This window comes from Paenibacillus sp. A3M_27_13, from assembly GCF_024213315.1.
Taxonomy (GTDB): domain Bacteria; phylum Bacillota; class Bacilli; order Paenibacillales; family Paenibacillaceae; genus Paenibacillus; species Paenibacillus polymyxa_B.
The window spans coordinates 175,117-195,220 of record NZ_JANAVE010000007.1; the positions used below are offsets into that span (position 1 = coordinate 175,117).

General features: G+C 43.0%; 20 protein-coding genes and 1 pseudogene. 10 read left to right on the top strand and 11 right to left on the bottom strand.

Going from position 1 to position 20,104, the window contains the following annotated elements; all coding sequences use genetic code 11:
* Positions 1-261: 261 nt before the first annotated feature.
* Positions 262-597, top strand: a complete 336-nt coding sequence (locus NLX82_RS21275; protein ID WP_023990392.1) for a winged helix-turn-helix transcriptional regulator — start codon at positions 262-264, stop codon at positions 595-597.
* Between the two features lie 170 nt (positions 598-767).
* Here NLX82_RS21275 and NLX82_RS21280 read toward each other — a convergent pair whose 3' ends face one another.
* Positions 768-1,160 carry a winged helix-turn-helix transcriptional regulator gene (locus tag NLX82_RS21280; RefSeq protein ID WP_254349019.1) on the bottom strand — a complete coding sequence of 131 codons (393 nt, stop codon included), beginning with the start codon at positions 1,158-1,160 and terminating at the stop codon, positions 768-770.
* 149 nt (positions 1,161-1,309) lie between these two features.
* Between NLX82_RS21280 and NLX82_RS21285 the strand changes: the two genes are divergently transcribed.
* Together NLX82_RS21285 and NLX82_RS21290 are read left to right on the top strand one after the other, a co-directional pair.
* Entirely contained in the window at positions 1,310-1,828 is a 519-nt protein-coding gene (locus tag NLX82_RS21285) for a DJ-1/PfpI family protein (RefSeq protein ID WP_028541780.1), read from the top strand.
* Positions 1,829-2,022: 194 nt separating this feature from the next.
* A complete protein-coding gene (locus NLX82_RS21290) occupies positions 2,023-2,724 on the top strand; it encodes a YoaK family protein (protein ID WP_254349020.1) in 702 nt (233 codons plus the stop codon).
* 12 nt (positions 2,725-2,736) lie between these two features.
* Here NLX82_RS21290 and NLX82_RS21295 read toward each other — a convergent pair whose 3' ends face one another.
* The 4 genes from NLX82_RS21295 to NLX82_RS21310 form a co-directional block, all read right to left on the bottom strand.
* Positions 2,737-3,912: an alanyl-tRNA editing protein gene (locus tag NLX82_RS21295; RefSeq protein ID WP_254349021.1), complete on the bottom strand. Its 1,176-nt coding sequence runs from the start codon at positions 3,910-3,912 to the stop codon at positions 2,737-2,739.
* A 331-nt stretch (positions 3,913-4,243) separates the two neighbouring features.
* The gene (locus tag NLX82_RS21300) at positions 4,244-4,675 is read right to left on the bottom strand and encodes a universal stress protein (RefSeq protein WP_254349022.1); all 432 of its coding nucleotides are present in this window, start codon (positions 4,673-4,675) and stop codon (positions 4,244-4,246) included.
* Positions 4,676-4,677: 2 nt separating this feature from the next.
* Complete coding sequence (locus tag NLX82_RS21305) at positions 4,678-5,913, bottom strand: CynX/NimT family MFS transporter (RefSeq protein WP_254349023.1); 1,236 nt, start codon at positions 5,911-5,913, stop codon at positions 4,678-4,680.
* A 220-nt stretch (positions 5,914-6,133) separates the two neighbouring features.
* On the bottom strand, positions 6,134-6,700 hold the full coding sequence (locus tag NLX82_RS21310; protein ID WP_023990398.1) for a helix-turn-helix domain-containing protein: 567 nt from the start codon (positions 6,698-6,700) through the stop codon (positions 6,134-6,136).
* A gap of 335 nt (positions 6,701-7,035) precedes the next feature.
* Here NLX82_RS21310 and NLX82_RS21315 point away from each other — a divergent pair, with 335 nt between their 5' ends.
* The 3 genes from NLX82_RS21315 to NLX82_RS21325 all read left to right on the top strand — a co-directional run bounded on the left by NLX82_RS21315 (position 7,036) and on the right by NLX82_RS21325 (position 10,257).
* Entirely contained in the window at positions 7,036-7,569 is a 534-nt protein-coding gene (locus NLX82_RS21315; RefSeq protein WP_076161070.1) for a MarR family winged helix-turn-helix transcriptional regulator, read from the top strand.
* 134 nt (positions 7,570-7,703) lie between these two features.
* Positions 7,704-9,023, top strand: a complete 1,320-nt coding sequence (locus NLX82_RS21320; RefSeq protein ID WP_023990400.1) for an HlyD family secretion protein — start codon at positions 7,704-7,706, stop codon at positions 9,021-9,023.
* Positions 9,007-10,257 carry an ABC transporter permease gene (locus tag NLX82_RS21325; protein ID WP_023990401.1) on the top strand — a complete coding sequence of 417 codons (1,251 nt, stop codon included), beginning with the start codon at positions 9,007-9,009 and terminating at the stop codon, positions 10,255-10,257. The genes NLX82_RS21320 and NLX82_RS21325 overlap by 17 nt, the downstream gene beginning before the upstream one ends.
* A 122-nt stretch (positions 10,258-10,379) precedes the next feature.
* On the opposite strand, the gene NLX82_RS21330 is transcribed toward NLX82_RS21325, so the two are convergent.
* Entirely contained in the window at positions 10,380-10,940 is a 561-nt protein-coding gene (locus NLX82_RS21330) for an NAD(P)H oxidoreductase (protein ID WP_254349024.1), read from the bottom strand.
* A 159-nt stretch (positions 10,941-11,099) separates the two neighbouring features.
* On the opposite strand from NLX82_RS21330, the gene NLX82_RS21335 reads away from it, so the two are divergent.
* Positions 11,100-11,495 (top strand): winged helix-turn-helix transcriptional regulator, encoded by a 396-nt coding sequence (locus NLX82_RS21335; protein ID WP_075154788.1) that lies wholly within the window; start codon positions 11,100-11,102, stop codon positions 11,493-11,495.
* 30 nt (positions 11,496-11,525) lie between these two features.
* Here NLX82_RS21335 and NLX82_RS21340 read toward each other — a convergent pair whose 3' ends face one another.
* From NLX82_RS21340 to NLX82_RS21350, 3 genes are all read right to left on the bottom strand, one after another.
* The gene (locus NLX82_RS21340; protein WP_302055917.1) at positions 11,526-12,815 is read right to left on the bottom strand and encodes an arsenic transporter; all 1,290 of its coding nucleotides are present in this window, start codon (positions 12,813-12,815) and stop codon (positions 11,526-11,528) included.
* An 88-nt stretch (positions 12,816-12,903) separates the two neighbouring features.
* Positions 12,904-13,257, bottom strand: a complete 354-nt coding sequence (locus NLX82_RS21345; RefSeq protein WP_254349025.1) for an ArsR/SmtB family transcription factor — start codon at positions 13,255-13,257, stop codon at positions 12,904-12,906.
* A gap of 81 nt (positions 13,258-13,338) precedes the next feature.
* Positions 13,339-14,931 (bottom strand): alkaline phosphatase family protein, encoded by a 1,593-nt coding sequence (locus tag NLX82_RS21350; RefSeq protein ID WP_254349026.1) that lies wholly within the window; start codon positions 14,929-14,931, stop codon positions 13,339-13,341.
* A 185-nt stretch (positions 14,932-15,116) separates the two neighbouring features.
* Here NLX82_RS21350 and NLX82_RS21355 point away from each other — a divergent pair, with 185 nt between their 5' ends.
* Positions 15,117-15,890: an alpha/beta fold hydrolase gene (locus NLX82_RS21355; protein WP_068938291.1), complete on the top strand. Its 774-nt coding sequence runs from the start codon at positions 15,117-15,119 to the stop codon at positions 15,888-15,890.
* A 430-nt stretch (positions 15,891-16,320) separates the two neighbouring features.
* A complete protein-coding gene (locus NLX82_RS21360; protein ID WP_023990408.1) occupies positions 16,321-17,826 on the top strand; it encodes an alpha/beta hydrolase family protein in 1,506 nt (501 codons plus the stop codon).
* A gap of 196 nt (positions 17,827-18,022) precedes the next feature.
* Here NLX82_RS21360 and tnpB read toward each other — a convergent pair.
* Together tnpB and tnpA are read right to left on the bottom strand one after the other, a co-directional pair.
* Positions 18,023-18,273: pseudogene (gene tnpB, locus NLX82_RS27830) on the bottom strand (IS66 family insertion sequence element accessory protein TnpB).
* Positions 18,274-18,488: 215 nt separating this feature from the next.
* Positions 18,489-18,626, bottom strand: a complete 138-nt coding sequence (gene tnpA / locus NLX82_RS27965; protein ID WP_397344732.1) for an IS66 family insertion sequence element accessory protein TnpA — start codon at positions 18,624-18,626, stop codon at positions 18,489-18,491.
* Between the two features lie 244 nt (positions 18,627-18,870).
* On the opposite strand from tnpA, the gene NLX82_RS21370 reads away from it, so the two are divergent.
* Entirely contained in the window at positions 18,871-20,097 is a 1,227-nt protein-coding gene (locus NLX82_RS21370; protein ID WP_069080160.1) for a sugar efflux transporter, read from the top strand.
* The last annotated feature ends 7 nt before the right edge of the window (positions 20,098-20,104 follow it).

The following is a 20,104-nucleotide window of genomic DNA, read 5'->3' on the forward strand; positions in this document are numbered from 1 at the left end:
CCCCCTACGCCCAAACCATCACCATAACGATTAGTTCGTATCTGTTCATTTAATTACATCATTAATAATATCAAAAATAATATCAAATTAAGTTCAAATTTTAAGTATTCATATCTCAAGCTCCGTATCAAAGCCAACAAGTTACTTTATGTAACAAAGTATATTTATATCACACCATTTCGTCAAGTAATAAATTTATGTAAAGTAAAATCATTTACTTTTAACAGTGGATCGTTAATAATAGGAGCATGAGGTGATCACATGAACATTCCGCAGATGTGCCCACGGTTTGAAAAAGCTATGGAGCTACTGAGTAAGCGTTGGACGGTGTTGATCGTATTTCAACTAACTAATGGTCCGCAACGTTTCGTCGCTATTGAGAATTCAATCCCTAATTTAAGTGGAAAGGTCCTTTCCGACCGTCTAAAAGAGCTGGAGGAAGAAGGAATCATACAACGTATGGTTTATCCTGAGAAGCCTGTACGGATTGAATACTCTCTTACAGATAAGGGACGCGATTTAGCTCCTTTGTTTGACCATATCGGTACTTGGGCTACACGCTGGATTGAGGTTCTACCAGCACTTGAAAAGCAATGATCCATATGGGCTACAGCTATTTTTCCTAAACTAACATGATAAAAACACACAGACTGCTAACATGCCAAAGAACGCCTTTGCTCTAAGTACAATTTGTACTCATAGTGCAAGGCGTTCTATTTTTCATATGAAGGAACTTTATTGATTCACCTACATATCGATTCCATTATTTAAACGTTTCCCTCACCGCTGCGTTGCATTTCCTCACGAATGGATTGCACCCGTTTTTTCCCCCAGTCATACATCATCTCCACAATGGGCAAAATCGTCATCCCCAGTTCAGTCATCGAATACTCCACCTTTGGAGGTACCTCGGGATACACTTCCCGGTGCACAATACCGTCCTCCATCAACTCCCGCAGCTGATTGGTCAGCACTTTATGCGACAGCTTCGGAAACAGCCTTTGCAGGTCACTGAAACGGTGCGCCCCTTCTACACCCAGATGCCATAAAATGACGATCTTCCACTTTCCGCTTAAGACCGAAAGGGTCAGTTCCTTTTCGCAGTTATAGTCTCCGTTGACGATCTTCTCCCGTATTTCTTCTCTTAGCGTATCGGACATATATCAATTAACTCCTTCTAAATCATCATGGTCTTGCACTCTAATAGTAACCTACAGGTAACCTCCGTACTTGAAAGTGCATTCTTCACAGCCTGACAAGTCCACCCTACAATAGTAGGTAACGTTACACATTCAAGGAGGAATAAAGTATGAGTAAAAAAGCTCTTTTTATTATACCCCCAGAGCGCTTTAATGAGGATGAATTGTTTAAACCAAAGGAAGCACTGGAGCAAGCAGGTGTTACTGTGACGCTAGCTAGTACAAAAACAGGCGAAATCATAGGTGACTACAACGGTAAAGCGACAGCTGATCTTGTTTTTACTGACGCTGTGCTGGCTGATTATGATGTGGTATCTGTGATCGGCGGATCAGGAACGAATGACTATCTTTGGAATAACGCGGATCTCCAAGCTCTGCTGAAACAAACTCATGAGCAAAAGAAACTATTGGCTGGCATCTGCGCAGGTTCTGTAGCCGTGGCTCAAACTGGACTGCTCTCCGGCAGAACGGCTACATGTTATCCTGTGGATGTACAAAAGGACCAGCTCCAATCGCATCAAGCCGAATATGTGGCACAGCATGTCGTTGCGCATAGCGACATTATTACAGCCGACGGTCCAGATGGTGCACAGGACTTCGGCGCAGCACTTGTCAAAGCCCTGCAATAAGCACATCTTTGAGGTTCTAGGTGGGCACTTTAAACAGCACTCCAAAAAGCCGCATCGCGTCCTTTCTTTTGTATGGGACCCGATGCGGCTTCTTTGTGCCATTTTCATGCTTAAGTGATTAATTTAATTGTATGGTCCTGGATTTTCGTGTTAGCTTTAAAGAATCGACGTTTAGTATAGGAGGCTTATATGCCGTGTTTAGGAAAGGCAAAATCCATTTACATCAGGTAACGTCCGAATCGTTGCGACTGGGCGCCTTACTATCATTAGTAGGGGGCTTTTTGGACACATATACCTTTGTTGGAAGAGGCGGTGTTTTCGCCAACGCACAGACAGGCAATATCGTGCTGCTGGCTGTTAAAGTCATTCAGGGGCACTGGATTCAGGCATTATCCTATATCCCGCCTCTGATCGCCTTTTCACTGGGGGTTTTTGTTGCTGAAGGGATTAAACGCAAATCAACCCACCGTTTAACTCCAGACTGGACCCGCGCAATTCTTTTACTGGAAATCGCGATTTTTTTCATCGTGGGATTGATTCCGCAAGGAGTTCCCAATACGGTAGTAGTGGTGATCGTCTCATTCGTCGCTTCCGTGCAAATGACTTCCTTCCGCAAGCTCATTGATGTGCCGTACACCTCCACGGTCAGCACCGGTAACCTTCGATCAGCTATCGAGGCTGTGTATGTCGCTGTAACGACTAAGGACACGAACGCTGCCATTCGAGCGATGCGTTATGGTGTCATCCTGGCTGCCTTCTTGGTAGGAGCCTTGCTGGGGGGATTTCTGACTTTGACGATTGGGGATAAAGCCGTTTGGGGCGCTGTTGTTGCACTTATTTTTTCTTTTATTTTATTTACAGAAGAGGAAAAGTGGAAGCTGCCGCTTCGTCACTAATCCTCCATTACATCAGCCCTGAATGAACTGCCGCTGGGCCGTTTCAAAGAAATTCAAAAGGTCTTCGCGGGACGAGAATGCAGCCTGAGCAGATTGGTTGCTACCGCCCCCCTTACCGTGAAACGCGCCCAGATTCTCTTTCAAAAATGCTCCGCAGGCAACAGGCTGGGTGCCGTTATGTGCCAGAATGATTTTGTTTTCTGCTGTTGTGGCAAATAAAACAAGCAGATCATGCTCAGCTGTCAGCTTGGTAGCCAATTGCTGCATGTCCTGAAGGGATTTTTGTTCGAATACATGAGCAAGAACATGCCCCTGCACAGCAGATAGCAACTCTTTCGCCTGGTACGAAGCATTTTCCTCTTGTAGGAGCTCCACTTGCGCCTTAAGCTGCTTATGCTCCTGCTCCCACTTTTCGAATCGGGTCAAAATATCTTTTCGCCCGGTATTGAACTTCGTAGATAACACATCTAGTATCTGAACACTATCGTTAAAGTCCTGGAGTGCGCGAACGCCACATTTGAAATGGATTCTTACCATCCCCTTCTGCTTCTCCCATTTTAAGCATTTAATCATTCCAATTTCCCCGGTCTGAGCTACATGAGTACCGCCGCAAGCATTATATTCAATGCCCTCGATCTCGACAATCCGAATATTTTCCGTCACTTTGGGCGTTTTCACCAGCGGAATATCCTTCAATTGCTCACTGGTTACAAAAAAACTTTTTATGTTGCGATTACTATAGATTTGCTGATTTACTTCCTGTTCGATTGCCGATAGCTGCGCAGGTGTTACATCCGAACAGTTCACATCAATCGTGGCATATTCTTGTCCCAGATGAAAGCTTTCAGTACGCGCACCCAACAACTCCAGACAAACCGCTGACAGCAAATGCTGCCCGCTATGCTGCTGCATATGATCAAATCTGCGCTCCCAATCCAATTGGCAGGCTACTTTCCTATCCTCCGGCAAATGCTCTACCTGATGCCAAATATCCCCATCCTCGAGAACAACATCTAATACACGGACGCCCTGAATTGTTCCTGTATCACAAGGCTGGCCTCCGCCATGCGGATAAAAGGCCGTTTCCTCCAGCATAACCAAATATTTTCCGTCTCTTTCCATGCTCTGTGTAATATGAGTGTCCCACTCCGTAAGATTTGGAGCAGTGTAGTATAATTTTGTCGTCATTCCAGATTCCTCACTTTTAGGTTCTTTGTCTCGTACGATATCCACTTATTATCAAGCACTTCATTGTAAATATCAATGTAGGGAAAAGCTTGAACCATGGCACGAACAACTGTAGAAAGAAAATAAAGTACTAGACTGGATATGTTGGTCCCACGCGACATTTCGAATTATAAAACCGTCAGATCTCGTAAAAAAAGTATTAGACTGGCCCCAGCTATAAAAACAGCGGCAGCCGTGGACGAGAAAATAAAGTCCTAGACTGTCGCTGTTTTATTGAACTAAAGTTCTCCGTTAGTATAACAATGCATCATCTTTACGGTTCCCGAAGGAGTTAATGCACAATGAGGACTGGGCAACTTGATAGCTGTGAAACCTTGTGGCTGACACTTCCAAGCATCATTTCTTTTATGCCACTTAGCCCACGGCTTCCAATAATAATGAGTTGCTGCTTGGAATCTCTTGCATAATCTAATATTTCATGTGCAGGATCTCCCTTAAGATGAAGTGTTTCCGGGTTAATCCCCGCAGATTCTAATTTGGATTTGGCTTGTTGCAACTGTTCCAAACTCGCTTTCTCCATTTCGTTCAATATTTCTTCCAAGAAATGCCCTGGTAAATATGTCATGCCATTCGATACATATTCCTGGCTGACATTAACCAAGGTAACTTGAGTTTGTTTGTTTCGAGCTATTTCAACGGTTGCATCGAGGAGTTTGTTCGTTATTTCAGCTTTATCAATTGCCACAATAATTTTGTCAAACATATTTATCGTCCTTTCCGTGGCAGCTCGTAACTATTTCGGCTACCTACAAAACGGTTTCTTGCTGCTCCTATACCGACTAAAAAGAGTAAGACCGAAGCGCCAAGCAGAATGAAAAGTGGCAGATTCCAACTATTTGTCGCATCATGCAGAAATCCTATAAGGGCAGGACCGATTGCGGCAAGAAAATATCCGATCGATTGCGCCATGCCAGACAGTTCCGCTGCTTGATGCGCATTTTCAGTACGTAAACCGAAAAACATCATGGACAAACTAAAGGCGCAGCCTCCACCAATTCCGAGTATTATAATCCACAACAGAATGATATTGGAGCTTCCGTATAGAAGTCCGAGCGTTCCCGTTAAAAGCAAAATGATTGTGATGACCACTAACAAACGTTGGCTAGACATGCGCCCAGCAATAACGGGGACAATAAAGGTAAATGGAAGCAGAGCTAACTGCATTATCGAGAGGTACCATCCTGATTGGTTTGAGCCAATTCCTTGCTGCTTTAAAATTTCAGGCAACCATGCGATCAACACATAGAAAACCATGGACTGTATACCCATAAACAAGGTTACTTGCCAGGCAAGAGGGGATCGCCAAACATTCACATCGTTGCTGGCCATCTGTTGACTCGTCGTGGTTGTTTGCTTCGTTTGATTTCTTAATTGGGGTAACCAACAGAGAATCGATACAAAGCTTAGAATCCCCCATATTCCCAATGCTCCCTGCCATTTTAGACCTGCGTTCACGGCTAGCGGTACACTGATTCCCGATGCGATTGCTCCAAATAAACTCATTGAAATTGAGTAAACACCTGTCATGGAGCCAATTTTATTTGGGATATCCCTTTTGATTAAACTTGGCAATAATACATTACATACGGCAATTGCGAATCCAAGAATTGCTGTCCCAATATATAGATTAGCTGCGCCAGATAAAGAACGTATTACAATGCCAACAGTCAGAACGATTAGGGCAATCAAAATGATACGTTCAATCCCATACCTTCGTCCAAATTTGGGTACTAGAGGTGATAATAAAGCAAAGGCAAGCAAAGGTAGCGTTGTTATCAGGCCTGCTACTGTATTTGAAATACGAACGTCATCCCTTATGAGACTCACTAAAGGACCGACTGAGGTTAAGGGAGCACGTAAATTAGCTGCAATAATAATAATGCCGAGAATTATCAGTCCTATAGAGGATGGTACGGCTTTTATATTTTGTTTGTTCGACATTCTTCATTTCTCCTTACTAAATTCATACGTAAAATTTGTTTCCTGCTGATTGAAAAACTATGAAATAACATCCGCGCGAACAATAAAAGTATATTATAATATATTATTTTTAACAATAAGTATTTTATAACACACATTAACTCATCTAAAAACAAAAATACAACTCTGAATTCCCGTCATGGAATTCGGAGTTGTATTTAATAAGTGGAATTTTCGACTTTTAGAAACCATACTTTAAGGATATATGGAGCACTGTTTCGCTATTCGTACGATTGGTATAAGAGTGAGGACAATCTGCACGAAAACTGATCGTATCATATTGATTCAATGTGTAAATCTCTCCATTGACTTGAATTTCAATGGAACCAGTCATTACTGTCGCAATTTCAGTTGTATTCACATGATGACCTTCAGGGTGATACGAGCTATTCGGCTGTAAGTAAGCCCGACACATTTCAATATCGTTGCTTGCGTTTTTAAAGACCGGTTCAATGATCCAATTTTTTTGATCATTAGAAAACCGCAGTCCTTCGCCTGCTCGATACAAACTAACAGGGTCTTCTGATTTCAACAAAGCTAATAGCGGTAAAGATATGCCTTTTGAAATTTTCCATATAATCGCCAAAGTTGGATTTGTATCGCCACGTTCGATATTCCCCAGAGTAAGTTTGCTTACACCCGTTAATTCCGCTAAGTCGTCTAAGCTCATGTTTTTTTCTTTTCTGTACTTTTTCAAGACACCGCCGATTTGTAATACAATTTGTTTTGATTCATCGATTTCATCCATTTGATATGCACCTCAACAAAAAACAATTATAGCTAGTATACTGTTTATCTAGACTCTTTTCCATACAATTAGTATGGGATGGTGGACTACACTCCTATGCAAAATTCTGACGTCTATGTAACTAATCTGCCAGTTAGCTTAATGAAGCATCGTCAGTCTAACACTTTATTTTTCAGTCTAATACTTTATTTTCTTTTGACAACAACCTCCATATAGTGAAAAATCCACATGACGATTAACAAAATTTAGCTTGAAATTCATTTTTGAATAGATTAAGATTAGTCGGCTAACTAATTTGTTGATTGGAACATACTGTAAGAAGAAAGGAGAACCCTATGGATTTTGATTTACGGGACTTGCCCACTCGTGAGGCGCTGCAAGAATTTTCTAAGCGTATCCCCGAGATTGATGTAAGAGCGACAGAAGCTATGCTATTTTTTATGCGAGTATCTTCCAGTGTTTTTAAAGTCAGTTTTGAGGGCTTTGAGAAGTTCGGTATATCTCATGGAAAATTTTCAATACTAATTCTTCTGTACCGCAACATCCATACAGGATTGCTGGCTACAGAGCTTGCGGAGAAAGTAGGGGTTAGCAAGCCTACCGTTACCGGTCTGCTTGACCGCCTGGAACGCGATGGGCTTACTATGAGATCCGTACACCCTTCCGACCGCCGTATGAGCATTGTTAAACTGACCGAACAAGGAACAGAAATGATGGAAAGACTGCTGCCTACACATTTCACAAGCACTTCCACACTGATGAGCCACCTATCCACCGATGAAAAAGAGCTGCTCCTGACATTACTCCAAAAAATAGAAAGCGGCATCCCTCAAGCAAAAGAGATATATAAAGCAGCAAAACCAGAATAAGTTTTAATTTTGCGTTTTAGTTAGCCGACTAACTTTTAAATTATTAAATAAAAGAATAAATAAAATGTACATACCAGGATATTTATTCGAGTCTATGTTTAACTCATTTTATGAATGTAAGGAGCGTATTACTCATGAATCGCACACAAGTCGCCAGCCTCATCATCCCTGTCATTTCTATTGCCTGCCTTATCGGCGGGGGGTTCCTGCTTCAGACTAACGGACAAGATCAAGTCAATGCTTCTCGATCTGTTAAAGGCACAACACTAAATGCGGATAGCATTCATGTATCGTTTGAACAAGTAGGCGGCAAAATCCTGAACATCCCGGTAACAGAAGAAACTAAGGTGAAAAAAGGAACTGTCCTTATGACTTTGGATTCTAAAGATGTGGATTTGCAAATTGAGCAGCTGCGGACACAAATCGCCCAGTTCAATACGCAAATCAGCCAACAACAACAATCCATCCATTTAGGGTATACACGAGCAGCAACTCAGGAAAAACAGGCACAGCTAGATATCGCGCAAGCTCAAGTGACTGAGAGTAAAAGTCAGGCCGCATTGCAGCGGGCACAAGCGGCTGAGCGTCAAGCCACTGCTGCGGAACAACAGGTCAATAACGGGGCTCGGGATGAAGATGTTCAGCAGCAACGAATTGCCGTAGCCTCAGCCACCAAAAACGTTCAGACAGCGCAAACCAACTATAAGCGTAATAAAGCACTCTATGATGCAGGAAGTGCATCCAAAGCAGCGTTGGATGATGCCGAATCCTCTTTGACTTTAGCGACAAATCAGTTGAGCCAGCAAAAAGAGTCTCTTCAAAAGCTACTTCATGGTGCCACTTCTGAAGAACGTATGCAGGCCAGTGAACAGACGACACAAGCAGCCGTTTCGGTAAAACAAGCCGAGGAAGAAATTCGCGGTGCCCAATTGTCCGTCGATCGTTCCAAGACCCAACTGGAAACCATTCAGCAGAGTCGTCAACAGTTGGCAGATCAGAAGCTGGCTATTGACCTCTTAAAGCAGCAAAAAGACACACAGGAAGTTCAGCTTAAAACGTTGCTGCTCAAAAAAGAACGCCTGGTGTTAAAAGCACCACAGGATGGCAAGGTTACTTCGATTAGTACCAAAGTCGGCGAAAATGTGGCGCAAGGGGCTCCTGTGATTACCCTGGAAACCAATGATTTATATTACGATCTCTATGTGAATGAAGAACAAGCGGGGAAATTCAAGGCCAATCAAGAAATTAAAACTCATATCTCTGGTCTCAATAAGGACCTGAAAGGTACGGTACGCTATGTAACTGCTGCACCACAATTCGCTAATGTAAAGATGTCCCGTGAAAAAGGAGAAGCAGATACCGCTACATTCCAGGTACGTGTATATGTAACAAGAGAAGCAGCTTTGCTACCAGGCATGACAGTTGAGGTGAATACAAATGAAATCTCTTCGTGATGAATGGTCGTATCTGGTTCACTCCAAGTATCCGATCATAGCAATCATCTTCCCGTTGATTGCCGTACTGGGGTATTCACTGTTGCTCCCAAGCAGCCAAATTAACGACGCTAACGTGGTAGTGGTGGATCAAGATAACACAGCTTACAGCCGTGAGTTCATTCAGAAAATAGATGCTTCCCCGTATATGAACGTAGCTGAGATTGTTTCGTATACGGACAACCCTGAACAGTATTTTTATCATGAGCAATATTTGGCTGTTATTTCCCTGCCGCATGGTTTAGAGGATAATCACAATCGTTCCCTTTCCAGCCGCGTGGGTCTCATTCTCGATAATACCAATGTTCAATCTATTACTTCGATTCGTACAGCTATGCAGGAAATTAGCGTTTCCGAGAATATGGAACTGTCTGTTCCAGCTATGTTGAAAACCGGGATGAACGCAGAACAGGCCCAAGGGGCCCTCAATGGTATCGCCTTGGAAGTGCGTTCCCTGTTTAATCCAACGAATGACTATCAGAATACGACGATACTTGCATTCACTTGTATGTTCTCTTTTATGATACTCAATATAAATAGCTTACCTCTGGTCGCTAGACTCCGGGTTTCCAAGAGGCTGGCTGCTGAGCTGCAAAATCCGTTCAACATACTACTGCGTATGCTTCCTTATACGCTGTTTTCGACGGCTGGCTTAATCTTCTCTCTCGGGATGCTTAAAGTGTTTGGAGGAGGCCGTTTCGAGGCCAATCCGATTCTCTTTATAATTCCGGTTGTCCTGTATGTATTCGGCACCGTTTGTATCAATGTCCTGGTTGCATGGGGCGCTGCACATCCAGGAATAGCCATCGGCAGAATGGTGATGATACTCATGCCTGCTTTTGTTTTATCAGGGGCTGTTCTTTCCAGATCACTGTTTCCACCTTTAGCGATTCAAATCGGTGATTTCTTCCCCTTTGTATGGATGTACAAATTCCTTCGTACCATGGGTCTGCGTGGTGCACCTTTGCAAGAGATGCTTCCCGAACTCGGTTCTCTGTTACTATATGTGGGTGTACTCTCCATGCTGGTTATCGCCAGAGCACTGTGGGAAAAACAAAAGCTGGCCAAGCAAACTGCTGGCAATGCTTCTGAAAAGGGATCACCACATCCCGTTGTTCCAGCAAGCTCAACTGGCGGCGGGTTATCTATGCAAGGGGCACCATCAGCACCTATGCATGAGCCTATAAAAGGATAGAGTCTCGTCTATAAAATAAAAAAGGGTTAAGTGCCGTCTAACGAGCCTTAACCCTTTTTCAATAATCAGGATTTTGCAAAATTCTCAATAATATTAAATTGTCATTGTTATCAGAATAAAATTCACTTATATGCCCGACCTAATTGATAAGCGTGCTCCAGTAAACCTTCAATGTATTCTTTCGATTCGGACAAAGTATCATAGAAGAACTCCACCTTGGACTCTCTTACTCTTGCGTAACCAGCAATGGCTTTATTCAAATAATTAGTAACTAAATCGTGATATTCATACTTGATCAGATGTTCTTTCGTTCCTCCCGCCAAGCACAGCCACAAGACCTGTTTTGTCTTGAACTCCTCAAGTAAACCTATGTTCCAGACTTTATCCAGGTACCCTTTTAGCATGGAAGGAACACTGTACCACCATAGAGGAAACACAAAGACCAGAGCATCCGCAGCAGCAATTCTGTCCATCTCTCTCCGTGTTTCAGGAGCATATTGTTTATGAGGCGTATTCCAATCCAGCTCATCTGCCGCGCTATATACCGGATTGTATCCATCCCGATACAAGTCCAAAATATCTACCTCGTGCTTATTCTCTTTCAATCCCTCTACAAAACGATTCATGACCGCAAGGGTAAGTGAATCTTCTCTAGGATGCGTGACGACCAATAGAACTTTCATGTATCCGTAACCTTCTTTCTCCTCGTGATTGGTGTACCCTGTTTACAGATGCTATTATGGTTGATATATGTGAAAGTGTGAAGTACGCACTTCATTGTACCGTAGGTACTTTAAGGTTCCTTAGTGCTTTTAGAACTACAAATTGGAGGGGGAAAGTTTATGGAAGATAACGCCAAAACCTATATGCTCGGGATCGAGGCAACTTTGGAGGTCATCAGTGGAAAGTGGAAAGGCATCATCCTACACCATTTAATCAGCGGCAGAAAACGTACATACGAACTTCGTCAACTCATTCCGAAAATCACCCAAAAAGTGCTCACCCAACAGCTTAGAGAGCTTGAAAAGGATGGAATCATCCACCGTATCATTTATAACCAGGTTCCACCCAAAGTGGAGTACGAGCTTAGTGAATATGGATGGGATTTTAAAGATCTGCTTGATCGTTTTTGCTTATGGGGAGAAGATCATTTGGATAGGATCTATGGAGATAAAACAAAGGTGCTGGAAGAGTATACTGTGAAGGAAAAAAACGCCAAACAAGCACCACCTCTTTAAGGAAGCGTGCTTGTTTGAAATACTATAGCCCTATGAAATGACTAACCACAGGTATAAGCCGAGTAGGGTCATAAAAAGTGTAGGAATGGTTAAGACAATGCCTGTCTTAAAATAAGCCCCCCAAGAAATTTTCACGTTTTTCGAACGAAGCACATGCAGCCACAACAACGTGGCTAATGAACCAATCGGAGTTATTTTCGGCCCTAGATCCGATCCAATCACGTTAGCATAAATCAACGCCTCTTTGACCATACCGGTTGCATGGGTGGCATCAATGGCAAGCGCATTAATCATGACCGTAGGCATGTTATTCATGACCGACGAGATAATCGCTGCAATAAAACCCATGCCCATGGTGGCCACAAACATACCTTGATCGGCAGCCGCTTGAATCACATGGGCCAGCAGATCCGTCAAACCGGCATTACGTAGACCATACACCACAACATACATTCCGATGGAGAAAAATACGATAGCCCATGGAGCGCCCTTGATGACTTCTTTCATCGGCACTGCAGGGCTTCTACGCGCCATCAATAAGAAAAAGATAGCAATAATACCGGCCACCACCGAAACGGGAATATTAAAAAATTCGCATGCAAAGTAGCCAATGAACAAAACCGCGAGAACGATCCAGGACATACGGAACATCTTTGGATCTTTAATCGCTTCCGCAGGCCTGATTAATTGTGTCGCATCAAACGTTTTCGGAATCCTTTTACGAAAAAAGAGATACAGTACTCCTATACTGGCTGCTAAAGAAAATAAATTAGGTATAATCATGCGACTCGCATATTCCATAAAGGTGATACCAAAGAAATCGGCTGACACAATATTAACCAAGTTGCTGACCACAAGCGGAAGCGACGTCGTGTCTGAAATAAAACCGCTCGCTATGATAAAAGGAAAAACCATTTTCTCATCCAATTTAAGTGCCCGAACCATCGCCAGTACAATCGGTGTCAGTATTAAGGCCGCACCGTCATTCGCAAAAAAAGCAGCAACAACTGCGCCAAGAATGGTCACATAAACAAACATCCGGGTTCCGCTTCCTCGCGCAGCTCGTGCCATGTGAAGCGCCGCCCATTCGAAGAAGCCTATTTTATCAAGCACCAACGAAATCAGAATAATGGCTACAAAAGCCAGTGTCGCATTCCAGACAATATGAGTAACTTCCCAAACATCATGCAAATCGACGACACCCACCAGCAAGGCGAGTATGGCACCGCCGCAGGCAGACCATCCGATGGACAAATTTTTAGGCTGCCAGATCACCAACACTAAAGTGGCTAAGAATATAATGCATGCCAACAAAATCAATGTTTTAAACCTCCATTACATCACCTTATAAACATATACTTATATTAAAAACATCTTTATCCCTGCAAGGAGTTAAACGGAGCAGCCTTTAGGATGAGCAGCAAGCCGATGAATCCGGTCCACAAGATGCGATCGGCTCCTCTTTATTCAGCCATTTTAAAATCTGCTTAGAGTTTGGCATACTCTCAAGAACAGCTTGAATATGCGGCTTGTCGTCTACATTTAAGGAATAGTATACCCACTGACTTCGTCGTTCTTCTTTTACAATCCCTTGCGACTTTAATTTTCTCAAATGTTGGCTAATTGCTGGCTGCGACATATCAAAGATATCTACAAATTCGCAAACACACCATTCTCTCTCTCTTAGCAGGGAAAGCATGGCCAGCCGAGTTTTATCCCCCAATAGCTTTAAATGATCGGCTACATAACCAAGTTGATCCAAGGTGTGCCCCCCCTTCCACTTATATAACTATATGCTTATATACTAATGTAGTACGGTTTTAATATCAAGCACGAATAATACTTATTCGTTCACCAATTGCATAATCCAGTCTTTTATATCCACGATTCGCAGTGTTTTGGGGCGTGTATTCGTTCCAGAAATAATTAATGGGACAAGGGAATCTTTTTCATGCAGCGATCCATGAGCTCCCCCTCCGATGTGAGTAGGGGAACTTTCGCCGACAAGTTCATATCCAGGTTGGACCGTGACGACAACATATCTTCCTTCATGTGAATTCATTGCCCCGTGTAGCCTCGCCAAAACGTCTGGATATTTTCCATATTGGATCCGGTTGTTATTCACCGTAATATCCACAAGGTCCTCTTCGCCCGACAAGGTCCACGATTGCCCATATTCATCGATGAATTTTCCACCGGGATGATAAGAAAACAGCTTATCCTTTTTTCCCTTTGTAACATGAATATTGTTTTTACCATCTTTCATAGCGATAATGTCGAGCTTGTCCTCATGCTGTAAAAGCTTCGCCACGTTGGACAGCTCTACGTTATCGTTTATCGCATAGATATAGGCCATCCGTTCATTAGCGGCAATCACGATTTGGTCATCACTTCTTACAGGTTGATTTAATTTTGCAATACGGTAATGATTCAAAAGCGACTTTAAATCAACAGTGGCAACCTGTCGATCATCATAAACAGCGCTTTGCGCACTGTCACCCATGACAACCCATATCGCATCGTTTACAGCCTGTTCCCACGAACCATATGCATTCAACACAGTTTGCAGTGCTTGATCTGCTTTTTCGATTCCCTCCAGTTGAGTCGGGCCCTTTCTATGCGCTAAATTATCATTCTCTGGAAAGTATGTGATGGTTACGTCTGGAAGTTTCTTCTGGCTTATTAGAAAAGCGGTATCTTTTGCGGAAAATTCGTCGTTCATCCCAAATTTTTTCCACAAAGGAGTATTCCAGCTATTTTTCGGATTCAATTGTGCCAAAGCTGCATAAGATAACCATTTAGGCCCTGTTACTATCATTTTTTCTGGCACCCTGCTGCTATTCGCTATGAAGTCAGGCACTTTTAAGGCATGTTTCGTTTTCCCTCTGAAGACAATAGCATTGATGGACGCGGATTCTTTTCCTTTGTCAGCCAATTCCTCATGTATGGTTTTCGTTTTTTTATTCAAATGAACTTGGTTTAATTGGTAAATTGCGTCTAAGAATACTTGCAGTTGGTCTATCTTCAAGGCTTCTTTGGCACCATTGCCGTAGAGAATCATGCGTTTCTTTTGGTCGCTGTACCAAACGAGTCCGGGCACATGATGTTGGTCGGCATACGTTCCCGTTAATAATGTACTGTCGATTGTCACAGACATCGTGGGAAATGAACTCACTACTTGCGGGAAATATTGCCCTTGATGAAGGAGATATTGCATCGCGGGTGCACGGCCTTCTTGAATCGCATCTTGCAAAGGCTTATCCATTAATGAATCAATCAAGATCACAATGACAGGTTTTTTGCCCATTTGATTTACTATGATAGGTGACTTCACACTTTGTTGTTTTAGCTGTTGACTGGAGTCCGCTCTACAGCCCAAGATCATCAACAATAAACTTAGCACTAGTGCTATGGTAACTTTATTTTTCATGCCCATGTATGTGTCCCTTTCTTAGAAAAACTTGATCCTCTTATTTTTTTCTTGTACTAAAAATATTATTCCTGTATTGGATCATCGGGACAAAGGTATTTCATACAAGCAATTAAAGTTACGCCTCCATGAATTTTTTGGATCTAATAGGCCAAATTTAAGATCAAACCATTCAGGGAGGGAGCATAACCATGGCTACTACAAACATAAACGAATACTCTATGCATTACATGGATTCTGGTGAAGGAATGGCCATCCTATTCATTCACCCTCCAGTACTCACAAGCTTAAATTTTACATACCAATTCCAAGAGTTATCATCCGATTTTCGAACTATAGCTTTTGATATCAGAGGACACGGTAAAAGTCAGCCTTCCGAACAAACGGTTACTTATCCTCTCATCGCCCTGGATATTAAACATTTGATGGACCGGATGAGCTTAGATAAAGTATTTTTGTGTGGATATTCTACCGGAGGCTCGATAGTACTTGAGTTCCTCTTGACTTATCCAGATCGGGCATGGGGAGGAATTGTTATCAGTGGAATGTCGGAAGTAAACGAATGGCGACTAAGAAACAAAATTTCTTTGGGCATTGCTCTTTCCAAAATCGGCGCAGTCGGTACGCTTGCCCTTTCTATTGCTTGGTCACAAACGAAACAGCTATCTTTGTTCCGTAAGTTATTCAACGATGCGAAGCAGGGAAATCCCAGGAATGTCGAACAATATTACCGTTACAGCTTGAAGTACAACTGCACCTCTCGGCTCAAGGAAATCCAGCTTCCTGTCCTGCTCGTTTATGGTGAAGAAGATAAGCACTTTCATCCCTATGCCAAAATATTGCATCAACAATTACCAAATAGTGAGCTGGTTTTCCTTAAGAAAGCTGATCATCGCCTTCCTACGAAGGCCGCCAGATTATTGAATGAACTGATCAAGCAGTTCGTAGATCGCTTCAGTCTTTAAGGTAAATCCTACAGGAAAATTCCACATACATATCTACATCCCACTCCTGTTACGTAAGCGTCAAGTAGCCCCCACCTGTTCAACTAAATGAGGGCTAAGTTATGCTGAATTATGATTTAACAAGTTAGCGGAAGTGATGCTGACCGAGGTGTTTCGGTCAATCTCGCCTTTGAACCCTTCCATAAACGAAGCAAGAAGCTGAGTTCTGAAAATCATTTTATCGGAGATTGGAGATTGAGCTGTCTTCACAATTGTGAAACAAACAACCCCAGCCGAAAGGCAGGAATCAGCACATTACATGCCGTTTTCTGCGCCATCGTCGCGCAACCTTACAAGAGTGTTAGGCAATTGTCATCTAGATCAATGGTATGAACCTAGCTGCTCCTCTATACTAATCCATTGATAGGATTATTTTTAAGGAGGAGTTGGCGTGAGGTTTTTTGAAATGCTGCTATTCTTTTCAAGTGCTTGTTTGTTGGCACTCCTGTTCATTATCAATCAACGTATTCGAAAACCAGCTTTGCTCCTGACAAGCGGAGCAGGCTCCATTTTTTTAGTGATACATTTGCTTGTCGAAGGATACAGGGTTCAGCTTTTATTTTTATACGGATTTACGATCCTGATGCTTATGCTCTCACTTATAGACGTTTTCATAACGCTGAAAGTCGTTCGGACTGCCTCGCGAATCCGTAGGGTGCTGGGCCGCCTTTTTATCGTGATTGGGCTAATCGCAACGGGGTGCTTCCTCTATGTGTTTCCCGTATTCGACTTTCCGGCGCCAACCGGCGAGTTGAAGGTAGGTACGCAAGTCTTTCATTTCATCGATCCAAGCCGGGAGGAGACATTTGGCAAAACCACGACAGGCAAAAGGGAATTGATGGTTCAGGTATGGTATCCAGCTCAAGCTGGCATCGGCAAGTATGCTCCCTTTATTCCCGAAACCCAGATTTTACGTTATATGGCCGCGGACTATGGCCTTCCCGGGTTTACTTTTCAACACCTGAAGTACGTACCCAGTCATGCTTATTCGGGGGCCGAAGTCTCTTGGGCACAGACTTCATACCCGCTGATCCTTGCGAATCCCGGCAACGGCTCTTCCAGGTACCTCCACACGTCGCAAGCCGAAAATCTCGCGAGTCATGGATATATCGTGGCAGTGATCGACCACACCTACAATACATTTGCAACCGAGTTTCCGGACGGGCGAATCACGACCAGCACAACCAACGACTTATTCTCGCCCGACCATGATTACCAGACGAGTAGAGGAAATCGCGACAAGTTGGGACAAGTTTTAACCGGCGATGTGGCGTTTGCGCTGGACCAATTCGAGCTCATCCAATCGGGACAGATTCCAAGTCATCTAAAAGGGAGAATTGATCTTGGTCATGTCGGGGTGTTCGGTCATTCCATCGGCGGAGCGACGGCCTATGACGCTTCTTACGATCCGCGAATCGCGGTTGGAATAGACCTTGATGGAGGGCTTTATCGACTGCGTGACAGAGAGGGTCTGCGAAAGCCGTTTTTGTTCATCAACTCGGAAAGCTATTTCGAAAAATTAAAAATGGTGATGGATAACCGGGTCTACACGGATGCAGAGCTTAACCATATGGGCTCAACAAGAGAGTGGGAGGATCAAGTAACGGAAGATAAAAAGTTGGAGCTTGAACGGATGCGCGAAACGGTCGACGAAGGAGGACAAGTCCTCTATATCGAAAATACGGAGCATTTGAATTTTGCCGACGTACAGTTCATTTCTCCGATTTTCAAAATGCTGGGCATTACAGGAAAGATTGCGCCCGAAAGAGCGAACTCCGTTATCAATGCCTATATGCTGGATTTCTTCGATAGGTATCTGAAAAATCAAGGCGGAATCTTAATGAAAGGACCGGATAGCCGCTTTCCGGAGGTGAAGTTCGTAACCTCGCTATTATAAATTACGGAACAGGCTACCGATTTTGATATGCTCCCCTTCAAGTAGACAGGTTTAATAAATAAACCGCTACTTGAAGGGGAGTTTTCCTTTGTCTAAGAAGAACGAATACAATGCGATTGAGAAACTAGCCATCATACAGGAGTTAAAAGCAGGACAGAGCAGCCGTGTGGAAGTAGCAAAAAACATAACATCAGCGTTACCACCTTAGTAAAATGGCTACTACTTCTTCCTTGCCTGTAGGCCATTGAAATCTGCCACGTTCTAGGCTGCGATAGTAAAGCCAGAACCCATTGTGACCCCAATATAGAATTTTGAGCTTGTTGCATGCCCGGTTACAGAATACGAATAAGCGGAGGAGAACGGATTCAGACCAAAGCTTTCCTGAACGATGGCAGCAAGTCCGTCGATCGACTTGCGCAGATCGGTGGAACCACAAGCAAGAAACACACGCTGATGCTTGGAAAGGTCAGCATGGTGAAGTAAGCGCGTGAATCACTTCGCGCAAAAGCATTGGGTCAAAGCGGGAATGAAGCTCGATACTGGCTACACCGATATGAAGGATTAGAGAAGGAGAAACGCTGCCAGGTGGATCTACAGTGGCAAGAGGTACAAACTGTACGGGAGAAGTCTTTGGATCTGGAGTAGCTGAGGATGATACCGCTTTATTTTGTACAGCAATATTTCAATTGTTCGACAGAACAATGATTTGCGGAGCACCAAGCTTTCATCGTGAGGCCACTTGCCCGATAGGCTGCGATACGTGTGTGCCAATCTTGTCTGCGTTGTTCTTTGGCATTCATGAGTTACCCTCCGTATTCAGGTTAATCTCATGATCTCATAGCTAGGTTAGTAGTTGAAGGTATGGAGAGTTTGACTCTTAGCCTGTTACTGTATCTTTGCCTGTATATTGACCTGCTCCTCAAAGTGAAAAATAATATATAATATTTCACACCATGTAAATATACATTTTATACTAAAATCATATATAGTTTAGTAAGGATAGATATGTTTCTGCTACTAAATCCGAAGGGGTGTAAAAAAGAAATGCTAAAGCGTATTCAAAATCTTTTCGTTATCCCTAACTACCCATTGTTCATGATCTGCATGTTATTGCAAGGCATGGCTATATCCATCAGCGCACCTTTTTTAGCTGTATATTTTACAAGTACACTTGGCGTATCTGTGGGAACCTTTGGTGTGTTTACAGCGGTGACTTTGATTTGTGGCATATGGATAAGCTCTCTGATTGCCAAACGTTCTGATACCGGATTAGATCGTAAACAAATTTTGGTGATTTGTACGTTATTTAATGCCGTAGCATTTGCAGGATATCTTGTAATCCAAAATTTTTATGTACTTTTTGTTTATATGACGATCTTTACGGCCATTGGTGCTCCTGGGATGCCGCAGTTATTTGCCAGTGCACGTGAAGCAGTAGATCGCAGTAAATCTGCGGATCACGCCTTTGCTAATTCAACGCTTCGGTCTATGTTTTCTCTTGGCTTTATTACTGGGCCGCTTTTTGGTTCCTTTTTGATTGCACATACGGGCTTTAAAGGTATCTTTATGGGAACGACCTCTATTTTTGTTCTCATTGCTGTTCTTTTATTCTTTTTTATCCAGCAGACTCCCGCTCAGCTTAAACATAAGAATCAACTTTCACTTCATCACATTACATTACATAAAAATATTGAGATTCTGATCCCCTTTTTAGTTCTTACTCTGCTCTATACGTCTCACTGGATGAACAGTTTAAATATTTCTTTGTTCATCATTCACAATTTAAAAGGTGACACGAGTGACGTTGCTCTAGTATCCAGTATTTGCGCCATTTTAGAAATCCCCTTGATGCTCATGCTAGGCGTACTAGCAGCTAAATACTCCAACCGTTTGCTTGTATTTTTAGGGGCATTAACAGGAGTTGTCTATTATATCCTTGTTATTATGTCTACGGAGATGTGGCAGCTATTCGTGGGGCAACTTCTTCTAGCCTTCTTTGTTGCAGTGATTTCTGCCATTGGCATTAGTTACATGCAGGATTTGTTGCCCTCTCTTCCAGGGTACGCATCGACGCTATATTCCAATGCGACAACCATCGGAAGACTGGTAGGGAGCTTGATGGGCGGATTAACCGCTCAATGGATTGGTTACCGAAACACCTATTGGGTATGTTTGGCCCTAATCATCTGCTCCCTTGGTCTCCTGGCAATTTCGAAGAAATTAGAGTTTGAAAAATCTGCTGCTTTAAAAGAAAGGAATCACAGTATATAGACTGCGC

Coding starts and splice junctions, on each gene's coding strand:
- NLX82_RS21315 (WP_076161070.1), top strand. CDS start 7,036: ATGGATTTTGATTTACGGGACTTGCCCACTCGTGAGGCGCTGCAAGAA.
- NLX82_RS21300 (WP_254349022.1), bottom strand. CDS start 4,675: ATGTTTGACAAAATTATTGTGGCAATTGATAAAGCTGAAATAACGAAC.
- NLX82_RS21335 (WP_075154788.1), top strand. CDS start 11,100: ATGGAAGATAACGCCAAAACCTATATGCTCGGGATCGAGGCAACTTTG.
- NLX82_RS21280 (WP_254349019.1), bottom strand. CDS start 1,160: ATGTCCGATACGCTAAGAGAAGAAATACGGGAGAAGATCGTCAACGGA.
- NLX82_RS21310 (WP_023990398.1), bottom strand. CDS start 6,700: ATGGATGAAATCGATGAATCAAAACAAATTGTATTACAAATCGGCGGT.
- NLX82_RS21355 (WP_068938291.1), top strand. CDS start 15,117: ATGGCTACTACAAACATAAACGAATACTCTATGCATTACATGGATTCT.
- NLX82_RS21295 (WP_254349021.1), bottom strand. CDS start 3,912: ATGACGACAAAATTATACTACACTGCTCCAAATCTTACGGAGTGGGAC.
- NLX82_RS21330 (WP_254349024.1), bottom strand. CDS start 10,940: ATGAAAGTTCTATTGGTCGTCACGCATCCTAGAGAAGATTCACTTACC.
- NLX82_RS21325 (WP_023990401.1), top strand. CDS start 9,007: ATGAAATCTCTTCGTGATGAATGGTCGTATCTGGTTCACTCCAAGTAT.
- NLX82_RS21285 (WP_028541780.1), top strand. CDS start 1,310: ATGAGTAAAAAAGCTCTTTTTATTATACCCCCAGAGCGCTTTAATGAG.
- tnpA (WP_397344732.1), bottom strand. CDS start 18,626: ATGAATGCCAAAGAACAACGCAGACAAGATTGGCACACACGTATCGCA.
- NLX82_RS21370 (WP_069080160.1), top strand. CDS start 18,871: ATGCTAAAGCGTATTCAAAATCTTTTCGTTATCCCTAACTACCCATTG.
- NLX82_RS21350 (WP_254349026.1), bottom strand. CDS start 14,931: ATGGGCATGAAAAATAAAGTTACCATAGCACTAGTGCTAAGTTTATTG.
- NLX82_RS21275 (WP_023990392.1), top strand. CDS start 262: ATGAACATTCCGCAGATGTGCCCACGGTTTGAAAAAGCTATGGAGCTA.
- NLX82_RS21305 (WP_254349023.1), bottom strand. CDS start 5,913: ATGTCGAACAAACAAAATATAAAAGCCGTACCATCCTCTATAGGACTG.
- NLX82_RS21320 (WP_023990400.1), top strand. CDS start 7,704: ATGAATCGCACACAAGTCGCCAGCCTCATCATCCCTGTCATTTCTATT.